Genomic DNA, 22490 nt, shown 5'->3' on the forward strand with positions numbered 1-22490 from the left:
ATCAGCGGGACATCGCGCTCGCGACTTTCGTCACCGCCTGGGCGATCTGATCCAGTTGCGTCAAAGTCAGATCGTGATGCACCGGCAGGCAAAGCGCCTCGCGGGCCAGCATCTCGCTGATGGGCATCGGCTCGCGCTCGGGCACGAGTTCGGCGATGATCGGCTGATCCGAGATCGCGCGCGGGTAGTGCGTGGCTGATCCGACGCCTTCAGCTGTGAGCAGCCGGGCGAATTCATCGCGGTCGCAGCGCAACTGATCCACCTGAACGCGGATCGTGTACTGGTGGTACACGTGGCCGGCGCCTTCGGTGGCGACAGGCGTGAGCACCGCGGGCACATCCTTGAGCAGGTTCGTCAGCCGCGCGCCATTGGCCTGCCGCCGCGCCGTGCGCTCTGAGAGTCTGGCCAGTTGAGCTAGTCCAATCGCCGCGGCGACGTCGGTGAGGCGATAGTTGTAGCCCAGCGCGACGTGGTGATAGCGCTTGCCCGGCTCCATGCCGTGGTCGCGCAGCAGGGCGATGCGCCGGGCCAACTCCTCATCGTTGGTCGTGATCATCCCGCCTTCGCCGGTCGTCATGTTCTTCGTCGGGTAGAACGAATAAGTCGTGGCGTGGCCGAAAGCGCCGATGCCCTCGCCGCGCCACGTGGCCAGGTGCGACTGCGCCGCGTCGTAGATCACGCTCAGGCCATGGCGGTCGGCGAGGTCTTCGACCGCGTCGATGTCAGCCGGGTTGCCATACAGGTGCGTGGCGACGATGGCGGTCGTGCGCGGCGTGAGTCGCTGCTCGGCGTCGGCGGCGTCGAGGTTGAACGTGCGCGGATCGACATCGCAGAATACCGGGCGCGCGCCGCGCGCGATGATCATCGAAGCCGTGGCGATGAAGCCGTACGCCGGGCAGAGCACGTCGTCGCCCGGGCCGATGATCGGCTCGTACGCCAGTTGTAGCGCCGTCGTTCCGTTGCAGGTGGTCAGTGCAAAGCGAGCGCCGGTGGCAGCAGCGAACGCCGCTTCGAATTCGATGCACTTTTTTCCCTGCCGCAACTGCCCCGACCGCAGGACTTCCACGGCGGCGTTGATCTCATCCTCGCCAAGCCGCGCCGAGACCACCGGGATCAGGTCGCGGCAGACGGGAACGCCACCCTCGGCCGCGAGGCGGTCGGTGGGCGCAGGTGCAGAGCGTGCGGGTGCGTGTGCCATGGCCGGCTCGACTCAGCGCTTTGACGCTTCGGCGAGGCGCTGCTCGCGCTGGGCGATGACCTGCTGCAGTGCGGCGGCAAAGCGCATGGCGCTGTTGGGCGAGAACACGATCCGCGCCCCGACCTGGAAACTGATCGCCTGCTGGTTGCCCATCATGCGCGGCACCTGCACGCCAAGATCGCAGATGATTTCATCCTGCCCGGCGTTCATCTGCCACGCGTTGGCGTAGGTCGTGTGCGCGTGCGTTTCGTCGACGTGAACCATCACCTGCCCGGGGCCGGCCTGCTGCTGCTGGGGATTGGGATTGACTTCGGCCATGTCTCTCTCCTTGAGCCGCGTGGCTCGATGGAAGTGCGTTTTGGGGGAAGACGAGGATGATAGCAGCCGGGGGCGTGCACCACCGACCGCCTGCGTTCCGCAGCGCCGAATCGGGACTTCACCCGTCGCAGGTGGGGTCAGGACCAGCGCAGCACGATCTTACCGAACTGCTCGCCCGCCTCGAGCCGTTCGTAGGCTGCCGGGGCGTCGGCGGCGTCGAAGACCTGATCGATGACCGGCCGCAAGGCTCCCGCTCTGAAGAGCGCGGTCACCTGGGCGAACTCGTCCATGTCACCCATGGTCGAACCGAGGAGGCGCAACTGGTTCCAGAAGATGCGCGTCAGGTCCGTGGTCGCGGCGGGGCCGGAGGTGCAGCCGGGCGTGACGAGTGCGCCGCCGCGCGCCATCGACTTGATGCATGACAGGTGCACGGCCTTGCCGACGGAGTCGAGCACGACATCCACGCCGCGCTTGCCCGTCAGGCCGCGCACGGCGCGCGACCAGTCCTCACCGGTGTCGAGAACGCCGTGAGCCGCACCGAGTTCGGTTGCCTTGTCCAGTTTCCACTGGTGCCGGCTCGTGACGATGACCGGACAGCCAAAGTGCCGAGCGATCGCAAGGCCCGCCAGGGCCACGCCACCGCCGATGCCGGTGATGAGCACGGTCTGCCCGGCCTGAAGCTCGGCCCGAGTGATGAGGCAGCGCCAGGCCGTGAGAAACGTCAGGCCAAATGCCGCCGCTTCGGTTGGATCACCGTCGTTCCCGACGTCGAGCAGTTGATTGACCGGTGCGACGAAGCGCTCAGCGTTGGCGCCGTTGGTGTGCTCGCCGATCATGCTGATATCGGCCAGCGCCGGCCGCGCATCGGGGTGAGCCGCCGCGGGCAGGGGGGTGGCGGCGTTCATGATGACCCGCCGCCCGAGCCACGCCTCATCCACTCCCGGCCCGATGGATTCGACCATGCCGCAGCCGTCTGAGCCGCCGATGCGTGGAAATGTCTCGACGCCAGGCAGGCCGCGGCCGACCCAGAGATCGAGATGGTTCAGCGCCGACGCCTCGGTGGCGATGACCGCCTCCCCGGCCGCAGCGCGCGGCTCGGGCCAGTCGTCCGCGAAACGGACATTGCGATGGACCGGTGTTCCCTGACGCTCGACGAGCACGGCGCGCATGCGATCTCCTTGTTTCCGCGCGATGTTGGATGCGCCGAGATCGTAGACCCCGCGGCAGGGACCGCGAGCCGTGAGGGGGTGTCGCCGTGATGAAGGGGTGAAGGGGTGACCCGTGAAGCCGTGTTCGCGCCTGATTCACTTGGCGCCAGCCGCGCTGGCCGCCATTCGTGAGCCACGTCAAACAGCCGAGCAGGAGAGCATCCGCGCGTGACAACCACTCACCCCTTCACCCCCTCAGGCCCCGGCCTCACCCATCACGCAACGCCGCGACTAGACTCGGAACATGACCATCAAACGACTCGATCACATCAGCGTCGTTGTGGAAGACCTCCCGGCCGCGATCGACTTCTTCACCGCGCTGGGCATGGAGATCGAAGGCGAGGCGCCGATCGAAGGCCCCTGGGTGGACCGCATCAATGGGATCAAAGGCATCAAAGTGCACATCGTGATGATGCGAACCCCCGACGGCCACGGCCGGCTGGAGCTTACCAGGTTCCACCATCCGCCGCTCGTCGCGATCGAGCCGGCCGCCGCCCCGCCCAACGCAGCGGGTCTGCGAAGCATTATGTTCGCGGTCGAGAACGTGGATGACGCCGTCGCCCGACTCCGCGCCAAAGGCGGCGAACTCATCGGCGAAGTCGTCCAGTACCAGAACCTCTACCGGCTCTGCTACATGCGCGGCCCCGCGGGCATCATCGTCGCCCTGGCCGAGGAACTCGCGTCCGGGACTTAAGTGAGTAGGTCAGTGAGTACGTCAGGTGCAACCTGACTGTTGGGCGTGTGTTGGAGCGATGGCGTGGGCGCGTGGATGGGCCCGGAGGGCAACGACCTCCGGTTGCCGGTCGCAGCCTGAGCACGGCCTCTCAGCCGCTGGTTTCGCCGGCCTTGATCAGGCCCAGGCGCAGGAGAATGGGGCCGAAGCATTCGAAGATGGCGATCGTTGCCAGCAGCAGGCTCGACAGGCTGGCGCTCCAGGTGAAGTCGCGAAAGAGGCTCTCGATCGTGGTCGCCAGAGCCAGCGAGACGCCGGCCTGCGGGATGAACGCAGTCCAGATCCAATTCCGCGCGGGGCTGGGCATGCGAAACACGCGGCTGCCCAGGGTGATCCCGCCCCACACGGCCGCCGACCGCAGCGCGACCAGCGCCAGCGCGAGCGGCCAGAGTTCGCCCAGGGCCGCAAGATCGATTTTCGCCCCGGCCATGGCGAAGAAGATGCAGTACACCGGCAGGGAGACTTCATCGACGGAGTGGAAGAGTTCTTCGCTCTGCTCGGGCCAGAGGTTCGAAAGGATGAACCCGGCCGAGAGGGCGACGAGCAGCGGCTCGAAGTGAGCCGACTCGCTCACGAGCACGATGCCCAGCGACATGGCGAGCACGAACAGGAGCATGTGCCGGCTGAGGCGATGCAGGACGGTGGACATGAGCGCGCCCAGCAGCGCTCCGCCGCCGATCGAGCCCAGCAGGTGCCACGCGAGATCTTTGATGATCGTGCCTTGCGACGCCGCCTCGCCGCCGAGCAGGATGCTCACGCCGATGCCGCTGGCGATGGTGAAGAGCACGACCACGACGAGGTCTTTGACAACCGTGACGGCGAGGCTTGTTTCAGACATCGGGCCGCTGCTGCTCAGTTCGCTGAGCATGGCGACCAGCACCGCAGGCGAGTTGGACGTCGCGAGCACCGCAGCCATGAGGCAGACGACGATGAGTTCAGCACGCGGCAGTTCGCCCAGAAAGCCCAGCAGGCCCCGGCCCAGAAACAGCCCGATGAAAACCATGGAAAGCACGGCGACGATGACGATGGTGAGCATCCCCAGCACCCTGCCCAGACCGCGGCGGAGCAGTTCGATCTTGATCTCGCCGCCCGCAGTCAGGCCGATCAGGACGATCGCCAGCGAACTGAAGACGCGCAGGTGTTCCATCTGCGGTTTGGGGAGGATCGGCCGGATGTCGGCGGTGAAGAGCGTAATGAACGACGGGCCAATGAGCAGGCCGAACGCGAGATAGCCGGTGATGCGCGGCAAGTGGAGGAGTTTGAAGACCTTGCCCGTCAGCCACGCGCCGATGAGGATGAACGCAAGCGTGGTCGTCGTGGCCACGAGGTCGTACTCGGGCGCGGAAAAGGGCCGGTTCATCGCGTCGAGGTAGCGCGCCGACGCGTAGCCGGGCGTGAAGTGGCGCAGCACGCCGATGGCCAGCAGCAGCATGAGCAGAACCGCGAGCAGGCGTGCGAGGGTCTTCAAGACGGCGCTCCTGCAGCCTCGGGGCGCGGCGACGGCGCCGTCGAGGACTCTCCGCGCCACCATGAAAAGGCGAAAGGCAGCAGCTCGCTCAGCGCGCCAACGAGCAGCACGACGGTGAGCAGTTCCTGGTTGAATGGCGAAGGTTCATCCACCACCACGGCTACGCCCAGCGCCACCGCCACCAGCGACTGACGCATCGGCGCCAGATACAGCGGACTGGCCGCGGGCAGCGCCGTCCGCTGCCCGCGCAGGCTCCAGCGCATGAGCGGCGACTTGACGGCCAGTCGGCTGAGCACCAGCGCCGCCACAAGCAGCCAGCCCCACACGCCGATGCGCGGATCGACGAACACGCCCGCCAGCAGCGCAAAGAGAATCGCCACCGTCTGCTCGGCGCGGAGCACGAAGCGGTCGAACTCGCGCAGTTTGGGTCCGCCAAGATTGGTGATCACGACGCCGCAGATCATCGCTGCAAACAGGGGGGACACGCCCAGTTCCGACGCGATGCCGCTCATCAGAGCGATCATCGCGATGTAGACGACGAACATCTCGCGCCGCTCGCGCCCCGCCTGCTGGAGCAGGAAGCGGCCGATGATGCCCATCGTGCTGGCAAGCAGGACCGTCGCCAGCAGCCGCAGCGCGCTGGTGGACAGAGAGAATCCCAGTTCGCCGATGTTGTTTCGCGTGGGAATGAGAATGAGCAGGCCGTGCAGCGCCACAGCGGTCATGGCCGCCAGACCCGCGCCCGCCTGCACGAGCACCGCCAGATGCATGCCCGAAGCCTTGCGCTCTTCGCCCAGCGAGCGCGTCTCCGCGGCCCAGCCGATGCCGGCGGTGATGAGCAGGCCGATGGGCGCCACCCACCATGCCGGCGCCGTGTGGACGAGGAAGAAGGCCAGCACGAGTGCGCTCAGGCCGCCGATGAGGATGATCGCGACGAGCGAATCGAACAGCACCCAGCGGCGCACGTTGGCAGGGACGGCTCGCATGAGCGCTCCGCGCGCCTGCAGGCCGATGATCGCGCCGATCCAGCCCAGGCCGAAAGTCAGCGCCGGCCGCACTTCGAGGAGCATGTCTTCGGTGACCACGTTGGCGCCCCACCGGCCGAGCAGAAAGCCGATGAGCACGGCGAGCCAGCCCCCGCTGAGGTAGCGCGCGGTGAGGCGGTGGCGCTGAAAGCGGTAGAAGGACTTGCTCGTCGCCGCCAGGGCGAGCATCGACAGCACGAGCATGGCCGCGAAGATGCGCAGCGCGCCGCTGTCCGCGCCTGCTTCCGCGGCGAGGCAGAGCGCCGCACACCACTGCTGTTGGTCGATGGGCATGGATGCGTGCATGTCCAGATCACCTGCTCAGGTTCGAATCGGACCCCACGACTCATCCACCGGCAGCGAGATCGCGATCGGCTGCTGGTCCGGCTCCATGTCATCCACGTAGCGGCGCAGTTCCGCAATTTCGTCGAGATTGGTCAGCGAAATGACCACGCGGCTGCCCGTGTGCTGCGGTAGCAGGGCGGCGAGGCCGGCGAACATCGGCATGTCCTGCCGCAGAATCGCGCCCAGCCCCTTGGACTCGACCACCGTTGCGCCGGTGATGCCCACGTCGAGCATGCCGGTGACGAGTTCGTCGAGCGCCGCCTCGGTGCGCGCAATGAGGATGAGCAGTCGCACTTTGGACTTGCCGTCTTCATCCATGCGAGCGATCCTCTGCGAGCAGGCTCTCGTAGAGTTGGTTTGCATCTTCCGACGATCGAAGGCGGTTGCGGGCGGGCTCGGCACGGACGATCCGCGCCAGCCGCGCAAGCAGGCGCACGTGGTCCCAGGGGTCGCTCGTCGGGCCGAACATGCAGAAGATGAGATCCGAGACCGGGTGATGCGCCACGCCGAAACTCACGCCCGGCTTGAGCAGCGCCACGGTCACCATGGTCTTGTCGATCTCGGCCGCCAGCGCGTGCGGAAAGGCGACGCCTTCGGGAGTCGAAGTCGGCATCTGCTTCTCCCGCGCGATGAGCCGCTGCACCAGCGCTTCGCCGCGCAACGCCGGAATCATCGAATCGACCGCCCCGGCCAGGCGCCGAAACAGGTCGTCGCGCGACTCAACGTCGTCAAAGATGAAGGTCAGTTCAGGACGGATATAGGGCTGCAGCGCCATGGCAGGGCAGCATAGCGTCCTGGCGGTGATTTGAACAGTTCCCTTGGCTTGCGGCGCTGTGCCCGGCCGCGCTGGCCGCGATACTGTCCTGCGAAGATGATCGACATCGTCCACGACGACAACCTCCGCTTCCTCCAGGGCTGCGCCGACGGATCGTTCAATCTCATCTACATCGACCCGCCGTTCAACACCGGCGCCAGCCGCTCGCACGCGCGGATTCGAACCGTGCGCGATGAGCAGTCCGGCGACCGGATCGGCTTTGGCGGACGCCGATACCGCACGCAGACCAGCGCGCGGACGTCGTATGAAGACGCGTTCGACGATTACCTCGGGTTCCTCGAGCCGCGATTGATCGAGGCGCGGCGGGTGCTGGCCGCGGACGGGTCGCTCTTTGTGCATCTCGACGCGCGCGAGGTGCACTACGTCAAGGTGCTGCTCGACGGCATCTTTGGCCGCGAATCGTTCATGAACGAAATCATCTGGGCCTACGACTACGGCGGCCGGTCGAAGCGGCGCTGGCCGGCCAAGCACGATTCGATCCTGTGGTACGCCCGCGACGAGGCGAACTACACGTTTGAATACGATGCGATCGATCGCGTCCCGTACATGGCGCCCGATCTCGTGGGCCCCGAGAAGGCCGCGCGCGGCAAGACGCCCACCGACGTCTGGTGGCACACCATCGTCCCCACCAACAGCCGCGAGCGCACCGGCTATCCAACGCAAAAGCCCGTGGGCCTGCTCGAACGCGTCGTGCGCGTGCACTCGCGCCCAGGCGATCGGTTGCTGGACTTCTTTGCCGGCAGCGGAACGCTGGGCGAGGCGGCGCGGCGCCACGGCCGGCGCTGCACGCTGGTCGACTCCAACCCCGCAGCCATCGAGATCATGCGCCGCAGGTTCGCTGCCTGTCTCGATGCGCCAGCGCCCACGGTGCAGGTCAGTGCGGCTGGCGCCAACTCGCTCGCCGCGGAAGGAGAATCGAAGTGAATTCGCGTCAAAATGTCCGGCGCCTCGCATTCGCGCTCTGGCTGGTCGTCGCCGCGCCCTGCCTGATGGCACAAACAGACTTGCGGCCCCTCGCGGAGCAGCCTTTTCACGGCCTGCTCGTGCGCGATGATCCGGCGGGGCTGCTCGTCGGCTGGATCCTGCCCGGCCCGCTCAATGGTCATGGTTTCACTTCCGACGTCGTCAACCGCGGCGATCTCATCCTGGCCGTCAACGGTCAGAAGATGGATCGCGGTGCATTCGAGCAGTTCATGCTCGACGCGAGGCCGGGCGATCGCGTGGAGCTGCACGTGCGGCGCACGGCGGGCAATCCAGAAACAGCCGTGCCTGCCGCCGGCGCGGGTGGCGAAGAGGCGGACTACGAGATCACGCTCGCATCGCGCGCGGAATGGTCGGGGCCGGTTGCGCACGTGCAGCCTGAAGCGCCGCCTTTCGAACCCGACAAGGTCGTGCCGGAGACGGCGCAGAGCGGCATTCTCGAGAACTACATTCGCGCGCGGGTACTGGAGCACGACCTGACCGAGCCGATCGACCAACTGCTCGATTATTTCCGCACGACCGTTGAGAAGAACGCCGGGGCCAACATGCTCTCGCGCGTGCGTTACGGCTTTCACCGGCCGGGCCGGCTCGCCGAACTGCAGCGGACCATCACCGCCCCGCTCAGCGCGCTGCCCAATGATCCCGCGCTGATTCTCGATCAGGCGGCTGCGAATCTCGATTGTCCGCCGCCGCGCCCGCCGCTGCCGGTTGATTGCGGCGATGTGCAGCAGACGCTCGATCTCGCCGCAGGGGCCATCGAACAGGCGAACCTCCACCTCGAAACCGCCTTCGGCGGCATTGATTACACCCTGCGCGAATCGCTGCCAGTGACGATGATCGACATCACCGACACGGTCGCGCACGACCTCTACATCCACGGCCATCCCGAGGCCAAGCGGCTCATCGGCGGCCTGCGCGCCAGTCTCAGCATCGATTACCACGCGTTGCTGGCGGCGGCGTCGAACTTGGCCGGCTTCATGCAGCCCGGCAACACCGCACCTGCGGATGCGGCGAGAGTGCCCGTGCCTGATGCCCTCGCCGGCGCCGTGCAGGGAGAGATTCTCGGCGCGCGACAGGTAGGCGAAGAATGGATCATTTACGGCGGCCCGAACGCCAATTCGTACGACATGACGCGCATCGCCGCCGTGATCGACCTGGGCGGCAACGACTCGTATCGATGGCCGCAGGAAGCGCGGCCCGATGCACAACTGATCGTGGACTTCGCCGGCGATGATTCATACGCGAGCCCGGCTCGCGGCCCGGCCAGCGCGCTGCTTGGCGTGAGTCTCATCGTGGACCAGGTGGGCAACGACCTTTACGAAGGCGCTGAGCGCTCATGCGGCGTAGGCGTCATGGGCGTCGGCCTGATTGTCGATAAGGCCGGCGCGGATACGTATCGCGGCACGCGCTGGTCGATCGGCGCCGCCTTCTACGGCCTCGGCGCCATCATCGACGGCGGCAACGAGAGCGACACCTACATCGCCGAGTTGATGAGCCAGGGTGTCGGCGGGCCGCGCGGCTTTGGCGCCATCATCGATCAGAACGGCCGCGACCTCTATCGCGTGAACGGGCCGGCGCCATCGGCGTACGGCACGCCCGCCGTGTTTGTCGGTTTCAGCCAGGGTGTGGGCGTCGGCGTTCGGCTCTACGACTCGGGCGGCATCGGCGTGATCTCCGATCTCGGCGGCGATGACCGCTACGAAGGCGGCGAGTTCTGTCAGGGAGGCGGCTACTACTGGGCCCTGGGCATCCTCCACGACGCCGGCGGCAACGACCTTTACTACGGCAATCGATACGGTCAGGCGTGGGCGGCCCACCAGGCGCTGGGCATCCTCGCCGATGATGCGGGCGACGACACCTACTGGTCAATGACGGCCGCGAGCCAGAGCGGTTCGTGGGACATCAGCGCCACGCTGCTGATCGACCGGGCCGGCAACGATTCCTACCAGGCCGACGGACTGGCCCAGGGCGGAGCATCGCAGCAGGCCATCGCGTGGCTGGTCGATCTCGATGGGGTTGATCGCTATGTCGCGCCCGCCGGCGCCACGCGCGGCCAGTCGGGCGGCAACGACTATCACTTCGCCGAGACCGGCTGCTACAGCTGGTCAGTGTTCCTCGACGCCGGCGGCACGGAAGATTTCTACTCTGCCGAGCGGTCCAACGGTCAAACCGAAGCCACCGGCAGCCCGAATCACGAAACCCCCCAGGCCAGCCCGCTGCACGGCCTGTTCATCGACACGAACGAACGAGTGATGCTGGAATTCAAGTGGTAATGACGCTCATGCAGCAGTCCCAGACCCGCGATGGAATCACGATCATCGATCCGCTGCATCAGGTGAGCTTCGGCGAACCGCCGGAGATTCAGGGATTTGCGTTCGACCCAGGTGGCGGCAGCGCCATCCTGCATCTCCACGGTCCGTCGATTGACCTGTGGGACGTGCTGCTGCACTTCAATGGACACGCCGCGGGTATCGTGGGCGGCCTTGGCTCGCTGCTCGTGCTCATCGTGATCTGGCGTCGATACCGACATCCGCAACAGGTCGGTCGCAGGTACTGCCGCAAGTGCAATTACGATGTCTCCGAGCAGTTTGAGTCCCATGGTCCATCTTTGTCGAGTTCACCCGCGCGGTGTCCAGAGTGCGGTTCATTATGCGACAGGCGGGGGATCCGACTCGGGCAGACTCTTGCAAGACGCCTGCTGGTTCCGGTGGGGTTTCTGCTGCTGCTTGCAGCAGGATCAGGGACGTTCTATGCACTGCGGCAGCCATTGCGAGCTGCAGCCGCTGACTGGTTCAGCTGGCCGTCCGCCGCGCTGACCGAGCGTTCACAAAAGCCAAAATGGGCATGGCTCACGCAGTTCAAGCGGCAGGGTGATGTGCTGATGCGATTCGACCTTGCCACCGGAACGCAGACGCAAATGCTCTACGGCTCAGATGCCGCCACATACGGCCCACTCATTGCCAGTTCAGATTTCTCCGTCGTGTATCTCGCCGGATGGGATGGGCCTGTAAGCATCTCCACACGCGACGGGCGCGTCGTCGACTGCCCCGATTCCTCCCTTGCCGTCAGCAGCGACCTCGGTGCTCCTCTCGTCGTGCATCAGGAGCCGGAGACCGGAGCGGTGTACTGCTTCGGCCTCACTGGCAATGAGAACGTACTGTTGCGCTGGAACACGTCCACGGGGCGAATCACGCGCGTCTTCGGGCATACAGCCTACGAATACCGGCCCGGTGAACCAGTTGAGCGCACCCTGCAGCGCCTCGCGCCTGGCGGTCCGGCTGCATGGCTCTCGGCCCCGACGTTCATGGAATCGTACAACCGCAAACAGGCCATTCTCTACCTGCTTGACGAGGACGGGAAGGAGGTGCGCTCGATCGATCTTGGCGAATCAATCGATTACGGCGCTTATCCGGCCGTAACCGCCGATGGAACTCGCGCCTTCTTTCCTACCACATTCGGTAACGGCGTGCGCGGCGTCGACCTGACGACCGGCGAGTCGCTCGGCGTGTTGCGACTGCCGGGCTGGGCCCCTTCGCACACATGGTGCGTGATTCTCTCGCCCGGCGGGCGGTATCTCTTCGTCGCGAACGACTCCGTCTGGGTGCGCGATACGAGCACCGGTCGCTGGGTCGCCCGGCTGAACATTCCGTCGAATCTGTACGGGATCAGACTGTGCGTTTCACCCGATGGCCGCTGGTTGGGAGCGACAGCTCAGCGTGACCCGAATGCCGCCGAAACGGCGCCGGGACTGCAATACGCTCATGACCTCGTCATCTGGGATCTCTCCTCGCTGCCGATAGACTCGCGGCCGTAGGCGAGAACGAGTGATCGGACGTGCCTGTGCAGCGCCGAAGCGCAGGATTTGGGGCTGGCACCGCAGTAAGAGCGTGTATACTGAGGCGGCCGCAAGGCCCGATCTCCGCAACCTCATCGCACGGAGCCGTCATGAACAATCGCTGTCTTCGTACGATCACCCTTCTGCTCGGATTCACGAGTTCCGTTTCTCCCGCTCTGGCTCAACCTGGATCGCACACACCTCACCGGAGCGACGGCGTGGCGCCTGTCTGGCCGGAACTCAGCCGGCCGCGCGTGCCGGCGGGCAGCCCGCTGCCGCCTCGCTTCGCGCCGCAGGGGCAGCGTCCGATCATCATGCTCACGGGCTACTGGCCGCCGTCGAACGAGGCGCTGCGCCGCTTCAGCACCAATCCGGATCAGAATCCCGACGGCTGGGTCGGATCGAACTGGGAGAACAGCGGCTACGACGTGATGTCCTACTTTCCCGAGTTTGTCCCGCCGAACTGCAACAACTGCGGTCGGGGCATGGGCGATCTCGAAGTCGATTACCAGGACACCTCCGAAGACTTCTGGCGCATCGCCGATTCGCTCAAGCCCATCGCGATCATCACCTTCAGCCGCGGGCAGATCGACCTGAGTTGGGAGGTCGAGTTCAACCAGTACAACCGCCTCGTGTGGATCAACGACTACACGCCGCCGTATCAGCCGACGCCCGCACCTCCGGATGGCTCGGTCCCGGCGAATCACTTGCGGACATCGAAACTGCCCGTCGAAGAGATTGCCACGGCCGTGCGCAACGCCAACCTCGGCCTGAACGCGTTCGTTTGTTATGCGCACGATGGCGGCGGTTTTCTCTCCGAGTTCGAGGCGTATCACGGCGTGTGGTACCAGGCGATTCACAACTCGCCCGCCGACCCGGATTGGTGCATCGCCGCCGGTCATGTGCACGTGGGCGGCTTGATCTCCTGGGAGACGGCGCGGCTGGCCGCGGAGGTCACGCTGCGTGAAGTGATCCGCCGCGTCGATGATGTCGTGGCCACGACGGTCGTGCAGGAAGACATCGGCTACGGCGGGCCGGGCAGCGCCAGGCTCACCGTCGCGGGCGATGCGCTCGGGCCCGGCGGGCTGGCGGACCTGATGATCTATGACGCGCCGGCGAACGCCGAAGTGGTCGTGCTGGGCTCGCGACACTTCCACCCACGGAACTACGCGGGCGGGATGGTCGTGCCGACCCCGCCAAGCATCGTCAAGCGCGTGACGACGGATGAGAACGGCCGCTACTTCCGTCCGGAAATCACCGGCGGCCGTGGGCCGTATTCGTTCTACCTCCAGGCCATCTGCAACGACCCCTCTCAACCGCAAGGCAAGGCAATCACCAACGCGGTGCGGCTGGAGTTTCTACGCTAAGCGGCCGCGCTTCGGGGCAGCAGCAAGACTGGGTAAGCCGTACGGGTTGAGCGAACAATCTCGGCGGCTCCAGAGTATCACTCATGCAGCCGCCCGCGGCGCTTCCCAATAATGGAGGGACCAGCGCCTCAAGGGCCGATGGTGCTTTCCAGAGGTTCACTCATCCATGATCTTCGATCCCATGTACTTCGTGTTTCTGGCGCCGGCCATGATTCTCGCACTGTGGGCGCAGGCCAAGGTGAGCAGCGCCTACGCGAAAATGAGCCGCGTGCCGGTGAGCAGCGGGCTGACGGGCGCCCAGGCGGCCCAGCGCGTGCTGCGCGACGCCGGCTGCTTTGACGTCGGCATCGAGATGACCCAGGGCATGCTCAGCGACCATTACGATCCCCGGCACAAGGTGCTGCGCCTCAGTCCGCAGGTGTACTCCGGCCGGTCGATCGCGTCGGTGGGGGTGGCGTGCCATGAGGCCGGCCACGCGCTGCAGCACGCGGCCAACTACGGGCCAATGGCCATCCGCAACGCCATCGTTCCCGTCGCCAGCATCGGCAGCGGCCTGTCGTGGATTCTCATCATCGCCGGCATGTTCATGGCCGTCACCGGCCTCATCTGGGCGGGCATCGCGCTCTTCTCTTCGGTCGTGGTCTTCCAACTCGTCAACCTGCCCGTGGAGTTCGACGCGAGTAAGCGGGCCCGCGTGGAACTGCTTCGAACCGGCATCGTTTCGCACGCCGAAGACGCACAGGTGGGCAAGGTGCTCAACGCCGCGGCCATGACCTACGTTGCGGCCACGCTCACCGCCGTGCTGCAACTGCTCTACTTCGTCTCGCTGGCCAGCGGCCGGCGCGATTGAGCAGGCGCTCCCATCGCTGCCCGAATCTCCCACAGTCGACTACCATCGCCGCATGAGTGAGCCCTCCAGGACTCGCCCGCGCCGCCGGAGATGGATCGCGATCGTGCTTGCGGCGCTCGGGGTGGCGCTCGGCTATCTGCTGCTCTGGCCCATCGACGTGGACCCGCTCGCGTGGCAGCCGCCGACCGGCCCGCCGCTTGCCGGTGCGCAGTCGAGTGAATTCGATCTCTCCGCCGTCGAACTGCTCGGGCAGGACGCCAGCGACGGGCCCGAGGACGTGGCCATCGACGAACTGGGGCGGCTCTACGCCGGCATGCTCGACGGCCGCATCGTGCGCTTCGATCGCGACGGCCAGAACGCAGAGATTCTCGGCGACACGGGCGGCCGACCGCTCGGCCTCGATTTCGACCCCGAGGGTCATCTGATCGTCGCCGACGCATACAAGGGGCTGCTTTGTATTGACCCCAGCGGCGCCATCACCGTCCTGGCTGTCGAGCACGACGGCGTGCCCTTCATGTTTACTGACGACGTAGATGTGGCGCCCAGCGGGATGATCTACTTCACCGACGCCTCGAGCCGGCGCGGGCTCAATGACTACGACATCGACTTCATCGAGCAGCGCGGCTCGGGCCGGCTCATGCGCTACGACCCCGCGACGAAGCAGACCGAACTGCTGCTGGGCGAACTTAACTTCGCCAACGGCGTCGCGGTGTCTCCCGATGAGTCATTCGTCCTCGTCAACGAGACGGCGCGTTATTGCATCCATCGCGTGTGGCTGACGGGAGCGCGCGCCGGCGAGTCGGAGATCTTCATCGACAATCTCCCCGGCTTTCCGGATGGCGTTTCGTGCAACGGCACGGATCGATTCTGGGTGGCGATCGTCTCGCCGCGCTCGCCGGTGCTGGATTTTGTGCATCCGCGGCCGTGGCTCAAGCGGGCCATGTGCCGCCTGCCGCGCTCGATGCTGCCCAAGCCGCAGCACAGCGGCCTGGTGCTCGGACTTGATCTCGATGGCGCTCCGGTCGAAATGCTGCGCGATCCGTCTGGCGAGCACTTCTCGCTGATCACCAGCGTTGAGGAGCATGACGGCATGCTCTACCTCGGCAGCCTCTCGCGGCCGAACTTCGCGCGGGCGCCGCGCCCCGAGCCGAAGTGACGATGGCGCGGCCGCCGCGTAGAGTTGCCCAGCCTGGTGAGGTGCCCGAGCGGCTGAAGGGACCGGTCTTGAAAACCGGTGTAGGACTTGTTCTTACCGTGGGTTCGAATCCCACCCTCACCGTTGTCTGAGGCGGTCCAAGTGCGGCCGCAAAATCAGAGTCGATGCCGCGCTGGTTGCCCGGTCCGTTCCGGCCGGGACAATGCCAGTGGGAGGGAACGTGGCAAGGGGCGCTCCGGCGCGTTGCGTGGATGCGGCGGCGCTGCTCCCAAGAGGAGAGAGAACATGATGCAGTGCATCCCGCAAAAGCGCCGACTGGCGGCGCTGGCTGTAACCGCCGCCTCGCTGAATCTGGCCCTCACCGGCGTGGTCCATGCGCAGATCACCTCGCGCTACCGCGTGCAGGAGATTCCAATCATCAGCAACCACGACGCGAACCGCGCGCTGGCGATCAACGACTTCGGCGTAGTCACGGGCTACCACGCCACGGCGTTCGACGTGCGCGCCGCGTTTCGCTATCGCGCGCACACCGGCCAGTCCACGCTGCTCGATCCGCTCCCCGGCGACTTCGAGACCGAAGGCTTCGACATCAGTTACGTCGGCACCGTCGTGGGCGTCTCCGATATCGAGCCCGCGCGATGGATCGGCTCGAACTCGAGCGCCACGGCCATGGGCGGCTCGACCCGTTCGGCCGAAGGAATTAACCGCCTCGATCGCATCACCGGCTATCGCGACACCGCTAACGGGCCGCGCGCCTACCTGTGGTCGTCCTCCGGCGGATTTGTCGATCTCCCGACGCTCGGCGGCAACCAGGGCTTCGGCTACGACGTGAACAACAGCGATGTCGTATGCGGCGGCGCACGCATCCTCAACAGCAGCACCCTGCACGCGTTTATCTGGAGCAGCGGCGGGGGCATCACCGATCTCGGCACGCTCTCGCCGTTCACCGATTCCGTCGCCAACGCGGTGAACGAACACAATCAGGTCGCCTGCGATGCGTTCAACTTCAACGGCTTCGCGGACGAGCGCGCGTTTCTCTGGGACAGCGGCGTGCGCACCAATCTCGGCGTTCTGCCCGGCGGCGCCTCCGTCAGGGCCAACGACATCAACGACGACGCCGTCATCGTCGGCGACTGCTACTTCAACGGCTCAGGCAGCCGGGCCATCATGTGGTACCGCGGACAGATGACCGATCTGAACGACCTCATTCCGCTCAACTCCGGCTGGACGCTGCAGGTGGCCACCGGCGTGAACAACCTCGGCGAAATCTGCGGCTACGGGCAGAAGAACGGCCGCACGCAGGGCTTCGTGCTCATCCCCAACTACACGCGCGGCACGATCATGTGCAACAACTCCGACGAAGACCGCATGTACGTGCTCAACCCGGATACCGGCGACTTCCTGCGCACGTTCGATACCGGCTTTGCCGACGACGGCGTCGAGATCATCGACGATGATCTGAGCCCGCTGCAGGGCGGACTGCTGCTGCTCGCGGATCGGGCCTCGGGCTCCATCTTCAAGATCCAGGAAAACGGCGATCTGTTCGGCACGTTCGGCACGATTCCCTCTGGACAGTTGCGCGGGATCGCCACGTCCTTTGGCGACTACATCGTCGGCGCCACTTCGACCGGCTTTCGCGCCTGGAACCGTTTCGGCACGCTTCAAACTGATACGGTCAGCGGCAACTTCTACGACGTCTTCCTGCTCGCGCTCGGCGGCAACCACAAGTATTACGTCATGAGCGAGATCAACGACGACGCCATCGAGGGCTATCGGCTCAACCTGCGCTTCTTCGGCCGCACGACCCCGGGAGGCATCGACTTCCCGCAGCAGATCACGACCATCAACAACAACAATCAGTATGCCGTCGCTGCATTCAACGCCGGGCGCATTCAGAAGATCCGCGTCACCACGGGTCAACTGCAGGGATCATTCGCCGTCAACGGCTCGCCGCGCGGCGTGATCCAGTTGCCCTCTGGGAACCTGCTGGTGAGCACGACCACGGGGATTCACGAATACCAGGTCAACGGAACGTTCGTGCGAACGGTACTGGCCGGGGGCGGGTACCAGTACCTGAGCAAGTGCTACAACTTCGATCCCTGATGCGGCTCAATATGGCTGAACGTCAGCCTTCCAGGCTGAATGCCCGGGAAGGCGATTGCCTTCCCGGGCATTTTTGCTCGTTGCAGCATCTCCGCAGCGGCTTTGGCCACTGCCTGGGCGCTATGGAGAGAGAGAAACGACGGCCAAGCTCACTGTCTGACGATCTCGACGACGTTGCTGGTTGAGCATGGGTTGCCGTCCTCCACAATCATCTGGATGGCCGTGCCGCAAAGGGCCCCATGGTAGTTCCGGTTTATTCCGCCCGAGCCAGTTGAACCCGTGCGGCCCTGGTAAAGGAGTTGCAGTCCGCGGCTGCTCAGGCCAAGCCTGGTTCCGCCACACACGCCGCCTGGCAGAGTGAAGTTGCCTACGCCGTCAGCCACCGCAATCCCCATGCGCCGATACGGAGTAGCGTTTTGCCAGTTGATGCCCAGGCTCCAGCGGCAGTCGCCTCTCACGGAGAGGATCAGGCCCGCCGGGGTCTGTTCATCGTCTTTCCACAGAGCCACGTCGGACGCAGCAGGTTCTGCGATTCGGTCGATCGGGCCCGGTGCGCTGATGGCAGCGGCGACTTCGCCGCGCTCGATGCTCCCACTGTGAAACAGGGGATCCGCGGCGGCGCCGGCTCCCACCATTGCAGCGCTGGCAAGGCACAGTAGGTGACTGAATCGCATCATGGTCTCTCCCTTTCGCAAAGCAACACTCGTTCAGGCTGATTTCTACGCCACGCCGGTATGATACCCGATGCCCTCGCAGTTTATCGCGGAAAACCCACCAAAAAAGGTTGGCGCCCGTCTGAGCGCCATGCGACTCCGATGCAACCGTCAAGCGCGTGCCGCAACAACGTCGCTCCTTTGGCCTCTCGGCCGCATCCAGCGCTTCGAACAGCCCTATACTCCGCCGCCTGCGGGCGTAACTCAATGGTAGAGTGTCAGCCTTCCAAGCTGAATGTTGAGGGTTCGAGTCCCTTCGCCCGCTCTTGACTTTCGACCCCAATCAGTGCGACGGCTCGCCGGGCAGGGCGGGTCGCTGCAGCGCCTCCGCGGCGGCTCTCGCGGCGGGTTCCATCGCTCGATCGGCTTCAGACCGCCGTCGAAGAGCGTCATAGTCCTGCAGGGCGATGAGTTCATCCACGGTGTACTGCCTGCCGCATTCCGGGCAGGTGCAGTCCGTCTTGCCCACGAGCGAGTAGCCGCAGTCGGCGCACTGCACGTTGACCTGACCGGCCAGCGTGTGAATCGCCCGCCCGCGCAGCCCGGCGTAGACGAGGCCGGCAACGTACACGACCGTTGCGGTGATGCCCGCGACGACCAGCGCGCTGATCCACAGTTCATCGTTGGGCAAGCGGCTGGCGATGAACACCGCCATCAGAATGACAACGAACCACACCGCGGCGACCACGAACAGGCCGCGCAGCAGCGGCCCAATGACCGCGTGGCCGACCCACAGCCACGCCAGCAGCAGCACCCAGAGCAGCGCGCCGAACGCGAGGATCGACATCGCCACCTCTTCCTGCACGCGATGGTTCGGCGCCGATATCGCGATGGCCACCAGGCACAGCGAGAGCGATGCGCCAAAGCCGCCACTGCTGAGCACGAGGCGGCCGAAGAACGACAATCGCCCGCGGCGAAAGTCGAGCCACATCGATCGTCCTTCGTCGGGCGATGGAAACAGGCTCCACGGCATGGGCCGCTCCTCTCGAAAGTGATCGAGTGCGTCGAAGTGAGATGCTCGAGATCGTATCAGGCTGCGCTGTCGCCTTCACTTCTCATTCGGAACCGCATAGCACCAGTTGCAGTCAACTCCTCGCCCGCGGCAGGCACTACTATTTGCCGGCACAACATGAAGGAGACGGACCAATGACCAAGGTCGCCCGGCCGGACCATCCCATTCACGACCTGCTCACGCGCCGCTGGAGCCCATACGCCTTCGACGACCGGCCCGTCTCGAAGGAAGACGCCTTGGCGCTGTTCGAGGCGGCCCGATGGTCGGCGTCGTCTTACAACGAACAGCCTTGGCGATTCATCGCTGCCTTGCGCACCGACGAAGCGGGGTTCGATCGGATCCTCTCGTGCCTCGTCGAAGCAAACCAGCAGTGGGCCCGGCACGTGGGGCTGCTCGCGCTGGGATGCATCCGCACCACCTTCAGCCGCAACGGCAAGCCCAACCGCGTGGCGCTGCACGACCTCGGCCTTGCCGCGGCAAGCCTGACCTTCGAAGCCACGGCACGCGGGCTGTACGTGCATCAGATGGCCGGCGTCGATCTCGACAAGGCGCGCCAGACCTTTAACGTGCCCGAAGGATTCGAAGTGGCGACGGGCATCGCCGTCGGCTATCGAAAGCCCGACGAGCAGATCACCGGCGACTACCGCGAGCGCGACACGGCCGAGCGGCCGCGCAAGGCGCTGCGCGAATTCGTTTTCGACGGCGGCTGGGAAACGCCCGCGGCCTTTCTCGACTGACGCCTACTGGAACGTGAACTGCACAAGATTGCTCACTCGGCACGTGGCCCGCTCCACCGACTGGATGCGCACGGTGCGCCCGGACGCCGCCTGAGGCACGTTGAGATCAAGCGCGGCCTCGCCGTTGCCATCGACAATCGCATCGCCGGCGATGGTCGGCTGGCTCATATTCACGACCACGCCGTTGCAGCCGGGCACGTTGGTCGTGCCGCCTCGCATGCTGTAGATGAAGTACACGCGCCGGCCCGAAGTGCCGTTGGTCGTCATGAGCCGGTTCATCTGGCCTGCGATTCCCGGCACCGGGTCGAGCAGGGTGATTTCAAGGCTGACGTCGGCGAGAAACGCGCCGCGGCCGTGCGTGGCCGCCACGAGCGTTGACGCATCTTTCCACAGCAGTTCGTCAATGGGAACCGTGCCCGGCCCCTGGGTCGAAGCCGACCACGTCGCGCCGCCATCAGTCGAGGTGAAGATGCCGATGTCGGTGCCGGCGTAAATCCAGCCGGGCATCGTCGGGTGCGCCTCGAGCGCACTGACGGGAGCGCTGGGCAGCGGCCAGTCGCCGCCCGTGCCGCTGATCGCCGTCCACCGGCTCTGGTCCACGTTGAATTGCCAGATGTTGTCCGCCTCCCATCCCATGAACGAGACGTAGACCACATTGGGATTGGTCGGATCGACCACGATATGCGACACCCATCGCGCCGGCGGATTCGTGTTGCCCAGCGTGTCGATGCGCGTCCAGTCGGGCACGGCGTCCTGACCGTTGCTGGTCAGGTAGATCTGGCCATTGTTGTGCCCGACGTAGATGCGATTCGAATCGCCGGGCGCGACCGTGATGGTGCTGATGTTGCGCGGATCGTTTTCGGCAAAGTGATCCTGCGGCAGGGGGGTAGCGAACGGATCGGGCTCAGGGCCGAAGCCGATCGCCTGTTTGATCACCGTCCACGACGGCGAGCCGGACTTGACGTTGTTCGTGCGCCACAGCCGCCGGCAGCCCGTGAGCATCCGGTTCGAGTTGTTCGGATCGAGGATAAAGTGGGGGATGAAGTTGCTGTTGGCGCGGTTCGTGTCGCTGATCCCGCTGTGGATGTAGGACCAGTTCTGTCCGCCGTTGGTCGAGCGGAAGATCTGTGAGTAGTAGATCTCGCCGTAGAGGTAATTCGGGTCAACCGGGTCGGCTGCACAGAATCCGCCATCGCCGCCGAACGTCATCTGCCAGGCCTGCGGATTGCCGGCGTAGCGCAGCGTCCCGTTGTCCTGCGTGCCGCCCACGACGACGCTGCCGTTGGCGCTGACGGCAACTCCGTAGAACTGCGTCACGCCCAGGTTGTTGTTCAGATCCGTGTAGGACGAGCCATACGCGTCGGGCACGCGGCTGATGCCGCCGTCGTGGCCGATGAAGAGCGTGCGGTTCGAAGATCCGTCGTAGCCGGGGTGGTTCACGACGACGTGGAAGTCCGGATGCATGCCGCTCCAGACCCGCGATGAGGACGTCCCGCCGTTCGTCGAGCGATAGATGTAGATACCGCCGACCACGAGCGTGTCAGAATTGAACGGATCAACCCAGATCGTGTTGTTGTATCCGGAATAGGTGCCGATGCTGCTGCCGCGCAGCGCGTAGCTCGCGCCGCCATCGGTCGAGCGGTAGATGCGGATCGTGCCGCCGTCGCTGACCGAGGCGTAGACCATGTTCGGCGTGGCCGGCGCGTAGGAGAGTTCGACGCGATCGGGCGCGGGAATGCCCGTAGCAGTCTGCCACGTCGAGCCGCCATCGGTTGAGTAGTACGGCCCCGGAGCGTGATGATCGCCACCCGCCACCAGCCGCGATGAATCGTTCGGGTCAATGCGGATGTCGAGAGCTGCGAAAGTGGCCGTCCGCGTCCACGCTCCGCCGCCGTCGGAGCTGCGGTAGATCCCGCTGGCCGTCGCCGCGAACACCGTGTCCCGGTCTCGAGGGTCGACAGCTATGCGGTTGACGAACGACCAGTCCTCGTCGGCGGTGGCGGGCAGTTGGTTCCACGTGGTTCCGCCGTCAGTGGTCTTGAAGACGCCGGCCCCGCGAATGGCGGCGGTGTTCGACGTGCCGTCGAGCGCGTCAAAAAACCCTTCGCCGGTGCCGGCATAAAGCACGCTCGGATCGGTCGGATCGATGGCCATGCAGCCGATGGAGAGCGACGGCATGAAGTCATCAAGGGGGAACCACGCGGCGCCGCCGTCGGTGGTCTTCCAGATCCCGCCGCTGGCGGAGCCAACCCACATCGTGTTCGGATCAACCGGATGAATGATGATGGCGCGCAGCCGGCCGCCGATGTTGCCCGGCCCAAGCCAGGTCCATGCGTCGGGAGAGATGCCGGCGCCATCCATGGGATTCTCGAGCAGGTGATCGCGCTGGCCTTTGGCCCGCATCAGTGCGTTGGCCGGCACGGTGCCGTCTTCGCTGAGCCGCTGCTGGTAGCGGAAGCGAGCGGCCGCGAGCGGCTCGTCGTGTTTGAGGCCTCCTTCCCGTTCGGCGGACCCGACCGACCCCTCCCAGCTGGCGCAGCCGGTCCACACAGCCAGGACCGAAACGAGAATGGCACTCAGACCGACGCGGCGACGATGGAGCATGG

19 protein-coding genes and 2 tRNA genes are annotated in these 22490 nt (G+C 65.6%); 11 read left to right on the forward strand and 10 right to left on the reverse strand.

Annotated features, from left to right (window positions below; all coding sequences use genetic code 11):
* Window position 1: 1 nt before the first annotated feature.
* From IT430_13940 to IT430_13950, 3 genes are all read right to left on the reverse strand, one after another.
* Entirely contained in the window at window positions 2-1198 is a 1197-nt protein-coding gene (locus IT430_13940; GenBank protein ID MCC6909041.1) for a DegT/DnrJ/EryC1/StrS family aminotransferase, read from the reverse strand.
* Between the two features lie 12 nt (window positions 1199-1210).
* Complete coding sequence (locus IT430_13945; GenBank protein MCC6909042.1) at window positions 1211-1516, reverse strand: DUF3467 domain-containing protein; 306 nt, start codon at window positions 1514-1516, stop codon at window positions 1211-1213.
* A gap of 137 nt (window positions 1517-1653) precedes the next feature.
* Entirely contained in the window at window positions 1654-2685 is a 1032-nt protein-coding gene (locus IT430_13950; protein ID MCC6909043.1) for a zinc-binding dehydrogenase, read from the reverse strand.
* A 283-nt stretch (window positions 2686-2968) separates the two neighbouring features.
* Between IT430_13950 and IT430_13955 the strand changes: the two genes are divergently transcribed.
* Window positions 2969-3418, forward strand: a complete 450-nt coding sequence (locus tag IT430_13955) for a VOC family protein (GenBank protein MCC6909044.1) — start codon at window positions 2969-2971, stop codon at window positions 3416-3418.
* Window positions 3419-3548: 130 nt separating this feature from the next.
* Here IT430_13955 and IT430_13960 read toward each other — a convergent pair whose 3' ends face one another.
* The 4 genes from IT430_13960 to IT430_13975 are packed head-to-tail and all read right to left on the reverse strand — an operon-like array spanning window position 3549 to window position 7070.
* Window positions 3549-4925: a cation:proton antiporter gene (locus IT430_13960; GenBank protein MCC6909045.1), complete on the reverse strand. Its 1377-nt coding sequence runs from the start codon at window positions 4923-4925 to the stop codon at window positions 3549-3551.
* Window positions 4922-6256 (reverse strand): hypothetical protein, encoded by a 1335-nt coding sequence (locus IT430_13965; GenBank protein MCC6909046.1) that lies wholly within the window; start codon window positions 6254-6256, stop codon window positions 4922-4924. The genes IT430_13960 and IT430_13965 overlap by 4 nt, the downstream gene beginning before the upstream one ends.
* Before the next feature lie 15 nt (window positions 6257-6271).
* Complete coding sequence (locus IT430_13970) at window positions 6272-6613, reverse strand: hypothetical protein (GenBank protein MCC6909047.1); 342 nt, start codon at window positions 6611-6613, stop codon at window positions 6272-6274.
* A complete protein-coding gene (locus tag IT430_13975; protein MCC6909048.1) occupies window positions 6606-7070 on the reverse strand; it encodes a PTS sugar transporter subunit IIA in 465 nt (154 codons plus the stop codon). The genes IT430_13970 and IT430_13975 overlap by 8 nt, the downstream gene beginning before the upstream one ends.
* A gap of 96 nt (window positions 7071-7166) precedes the next feature.
* Here IT430_13975 and IT430_13980 point away from each other — a divergent pair, with 96 nt between their 5' ends.
* The 8 genes from IT430_13980 (at window position 7167) to IT430_14015 (ending at window position 17422) form a co-directional block, all read left to right on the forward strand.
* Complete coding sequence (locus tag IT430_13980) at window positions 7167-8054, forward strand: site-specific DNA-methyltransferase (GenBank protein MCC6909049.1); 888 nt, start codon at window positions 7167-7169, stop codon at window positions 8052-8054.
* Window positions 8051-10384 carry a hypothetical protein gene (locus IT430_13985; protein ID MCC6909050.1) on the forward strand — a complete coding sequence of 778 codons (2334 nt, stop codon included), beginning with the start codon at window positions 8051-8053 and terminating at the stop codon, window positions 10382-10384. The genes IT430_13980 and IT430_13985 overlap by 4 nt, the downstream gene beginning before the upstream one ends.
* The gene (locus IT430_13990) at window positions 10384-11925 is read left to right on the forward strand and encodes a hypothetical protein (GenBank protein ID MCC6909051.1); all 1542 of its coding nucleotides are present in this window, start codon (window positions 10384-10386) and stop codon (window positions 11923-11925) included. Before IT430_13985 ends, IT430_13990 begins: the two co-directional genes overlap by 1 nt.
* A gap of 239 nt (window positions 11926-12164) precedes the next feature.
* On the forward strand, window positions 12165-13313 hold the full coding sequence (locus IT430_13995; protein ID MCC6909052.1) for a hypothetical protein: 1149 nt from the start codon (window positions 12165-12167) through the stop codon (window positions 13311-13313).
* 181 nt (window positions 13314-13494) lie between these two features.
* Window positions 13495-14163 (forward strand): zinc metallopeptidase, encoded by a 669-nt coding sequence (locus IT430_14000; GenBank protein ID MCC6909053.1) that lies wholly within the window; start codon window positions 13495-13497, stop codon window positions 14161-14163.
* Window positions 14164-14266: 103 nt separating this feature from the next.
* Complete coding sequence (locus IT430_14005) at window positions 14267-15319, forward strand: SMP-30/gluconolactonase/LRE family protein (GenBank protein MCC6909054.1); 1053 nt, start codon at window positions 14267-14269, stop codon at window positions 15317-15319.
* Window positions 15320-15354: 35 nt separating this feature from the next.
* Window positions 15355-15442, forward strand: a tRNA-Ser gene (locus IT430_14010).
* 162 nt (window positions 15443-15604) lie between these two features.
* Entirely contained in the window at window positions 15605-17422 is a 1818-nt protein-coding gene (locus tag IT430_14015) for a hypothetical protein (GenBank protein ID MCC6909055.1), read from the forward strand.
* A gap of 149 nt (window positions 17423-17571) precedes the next feature.
* Here IT430_14015 and IT430_14020 read toward each other — a convergent pair whose 3' ends face one another.
* Window positions 17572-18099 (reverse strand): hypothetical protein, encoded by a 528-nt coding sequence (locus IT430_14020; protein MCC6909056.1) that lies wholly within the window; start codon window positions 18097-18099, stop codon window positions 17572-17574.
* A 229-nt stretch (window positions 18100-18328) separates the two neighbouring features.
* Here IT430_14020 and IT430_14025 point away from each other — a divergent pair.
* Window positions 18329-18400: transfer RNA gene (locus IT430_14025), tRNA-Gly, on the forward strand.
* Window positions 18401-18418: 18 nt separating this feature from the next.
* On the opposite strand, the gene IT430_14030 is transcribed toward IT430_14025, so the two are convergent.
* Window positions 18419-19108 (reverse strand): hypothetical protein, encoded by a 690-nt coding sequence (locus tag IT430_14030; GenBank protein MCC6909057.1) that lies wholly within the window; start codon window positions 19106-19108, stop codon window positions 18419-18421.
* 173 nt (window positions 19109-19281) lie between these two features.
* Between IT430_14030 and IT430_14035 the strand changes: the two genes are divergently transcribed.
* A complete protein-coding gene (locus tag IT430_14035) occupies window positions 19282-19884 on the forward strand; it encodes a nitroreductase family protein (protein MCC6909058.1) in 603 nt (200 codons plus the stop codon).
* A gap of 3 nt (window positions 19885-19887) precedes the next feature.
* Here the strand turns inward: IT430_14035 and IT430_14040 are convergent, their stop codons facing one another.
* Window positions 19888-22488, reverse strand: a complete 2601-nt coding sequence (locus IT430_14040) for a hypothetical protein (protein MCC6909059.1) — start codon at window positions 22486-22488, stop codon at window positions 19888-19890.
* Between the last annotated feature and the right edge of the window lie 2 nt (window positions 22489-22490).

The organism is Phycisphaerales bacterium (genome assembly GCA_020852515.1).
Classification (GTDB): domain Bacteria; phylum Planctomycetota; class Phycisphaerae; order Phycisphaerales; family UBA5793; genus UBA5793.

Coding starts and splice junctions, on each gene's coding strand:
- IT430_13940 (MCC6909041.1), bottom strand. CDS start 1,198: ATGGCACACGCACCCGCACGCTCTGCACCTGCGCCCACCGACCGCCTC.
- IT430_13945 (MCC6909042.1), bottom strand. CDS start 1,516: ATGGCCGAAGTCAATCCCAATCCCCAGCAGCAGCAGGCCGGCCCCGGG.
- IT430_13950 (MCC6909043.1), bottom strand. CDS start 2,685: ATGCGCGCCGTGCTCGTCGAGCGTCAGGGAACACCGGTCCATCGCAAT.
- IT430_13955 (MCC6909044.1), top strand. CDS start 2,969: ATGACCATCAAACGACTCGATCACATCAGCGTCGTTGTGGAAGACCTC.
- IT430_13965 (MCC6909046.1), bottom strand. CDS start 6,256: ATGCACGCATCCATGCCCATCGACCAACAGCAGTGGTGTGCGGCGCTC.
- IT430_13970 (MCC6909047.1), bottom strand. CDS start 6,613: ATGGATGAAGACGGCAAGTCCAAAGTGCGACTGCTCATCCTCATTGCG.
- IT430_13975 (MCC6909048.1), bottom strand. CDS start 7,070: ATGGCGCTGCAGCCCTATATCCGTCCTGAACTGACCTTCATCTTTGAC.
- IT430_13980 (MCC6909049.1), top strand. CDS start 7,167: ATGATCGACATCGTCCACGACGACAACCTCCGCTTCCTCCAGGGCTGC.
- IT430_13990 (MCC6909051.1), top strand. CDS start 10,384: ATGACGCTCATGCAGCAGTCCCAGACCCGCGATGGAATCACGATCATC.
- IT430_14000 (MCC6909053.1), top strand. CDS start 13,495: ATGTACTTCGTGTTTCTGGCGCCGGCCATGATTCTCGCACTGTGGGCG.
- IT430_14015 (MCC6909055.1), top strand. CDS start 15,605: ATGATGCAGTGCATCCCGCAAAAGCGCCGACTGGCGGCGCTGGCTGTA.
- IT430_14020 (MCC6909056.1), bottom strand. CDS start 18,099: ATGATGCGATTCAGTCACCTACTGTGCCTTGCCAGCGCTGCAATGGTG.
- IT430_14030 (MCC6909057.1), bottom strand. CDS start 19,108: ATGCCGTGGAGCCTGTTTCCATCGCCCGACGAAGGACGATCGATGTGG.
- IT430_14035 (MCC6909058.1), top strand. CDS start 19,282: ATGACCAAGGTCGCCCGGCCGGACCATCCCATTCACGACCTGCTCACG.
- IT430_14040 (MCC6909059.1), bottom strand. CDS start 22,488: ATGCTCCATCGTCGCCGCGTCGGTCTGAGTGCCATTCTCGTTTCGGTC.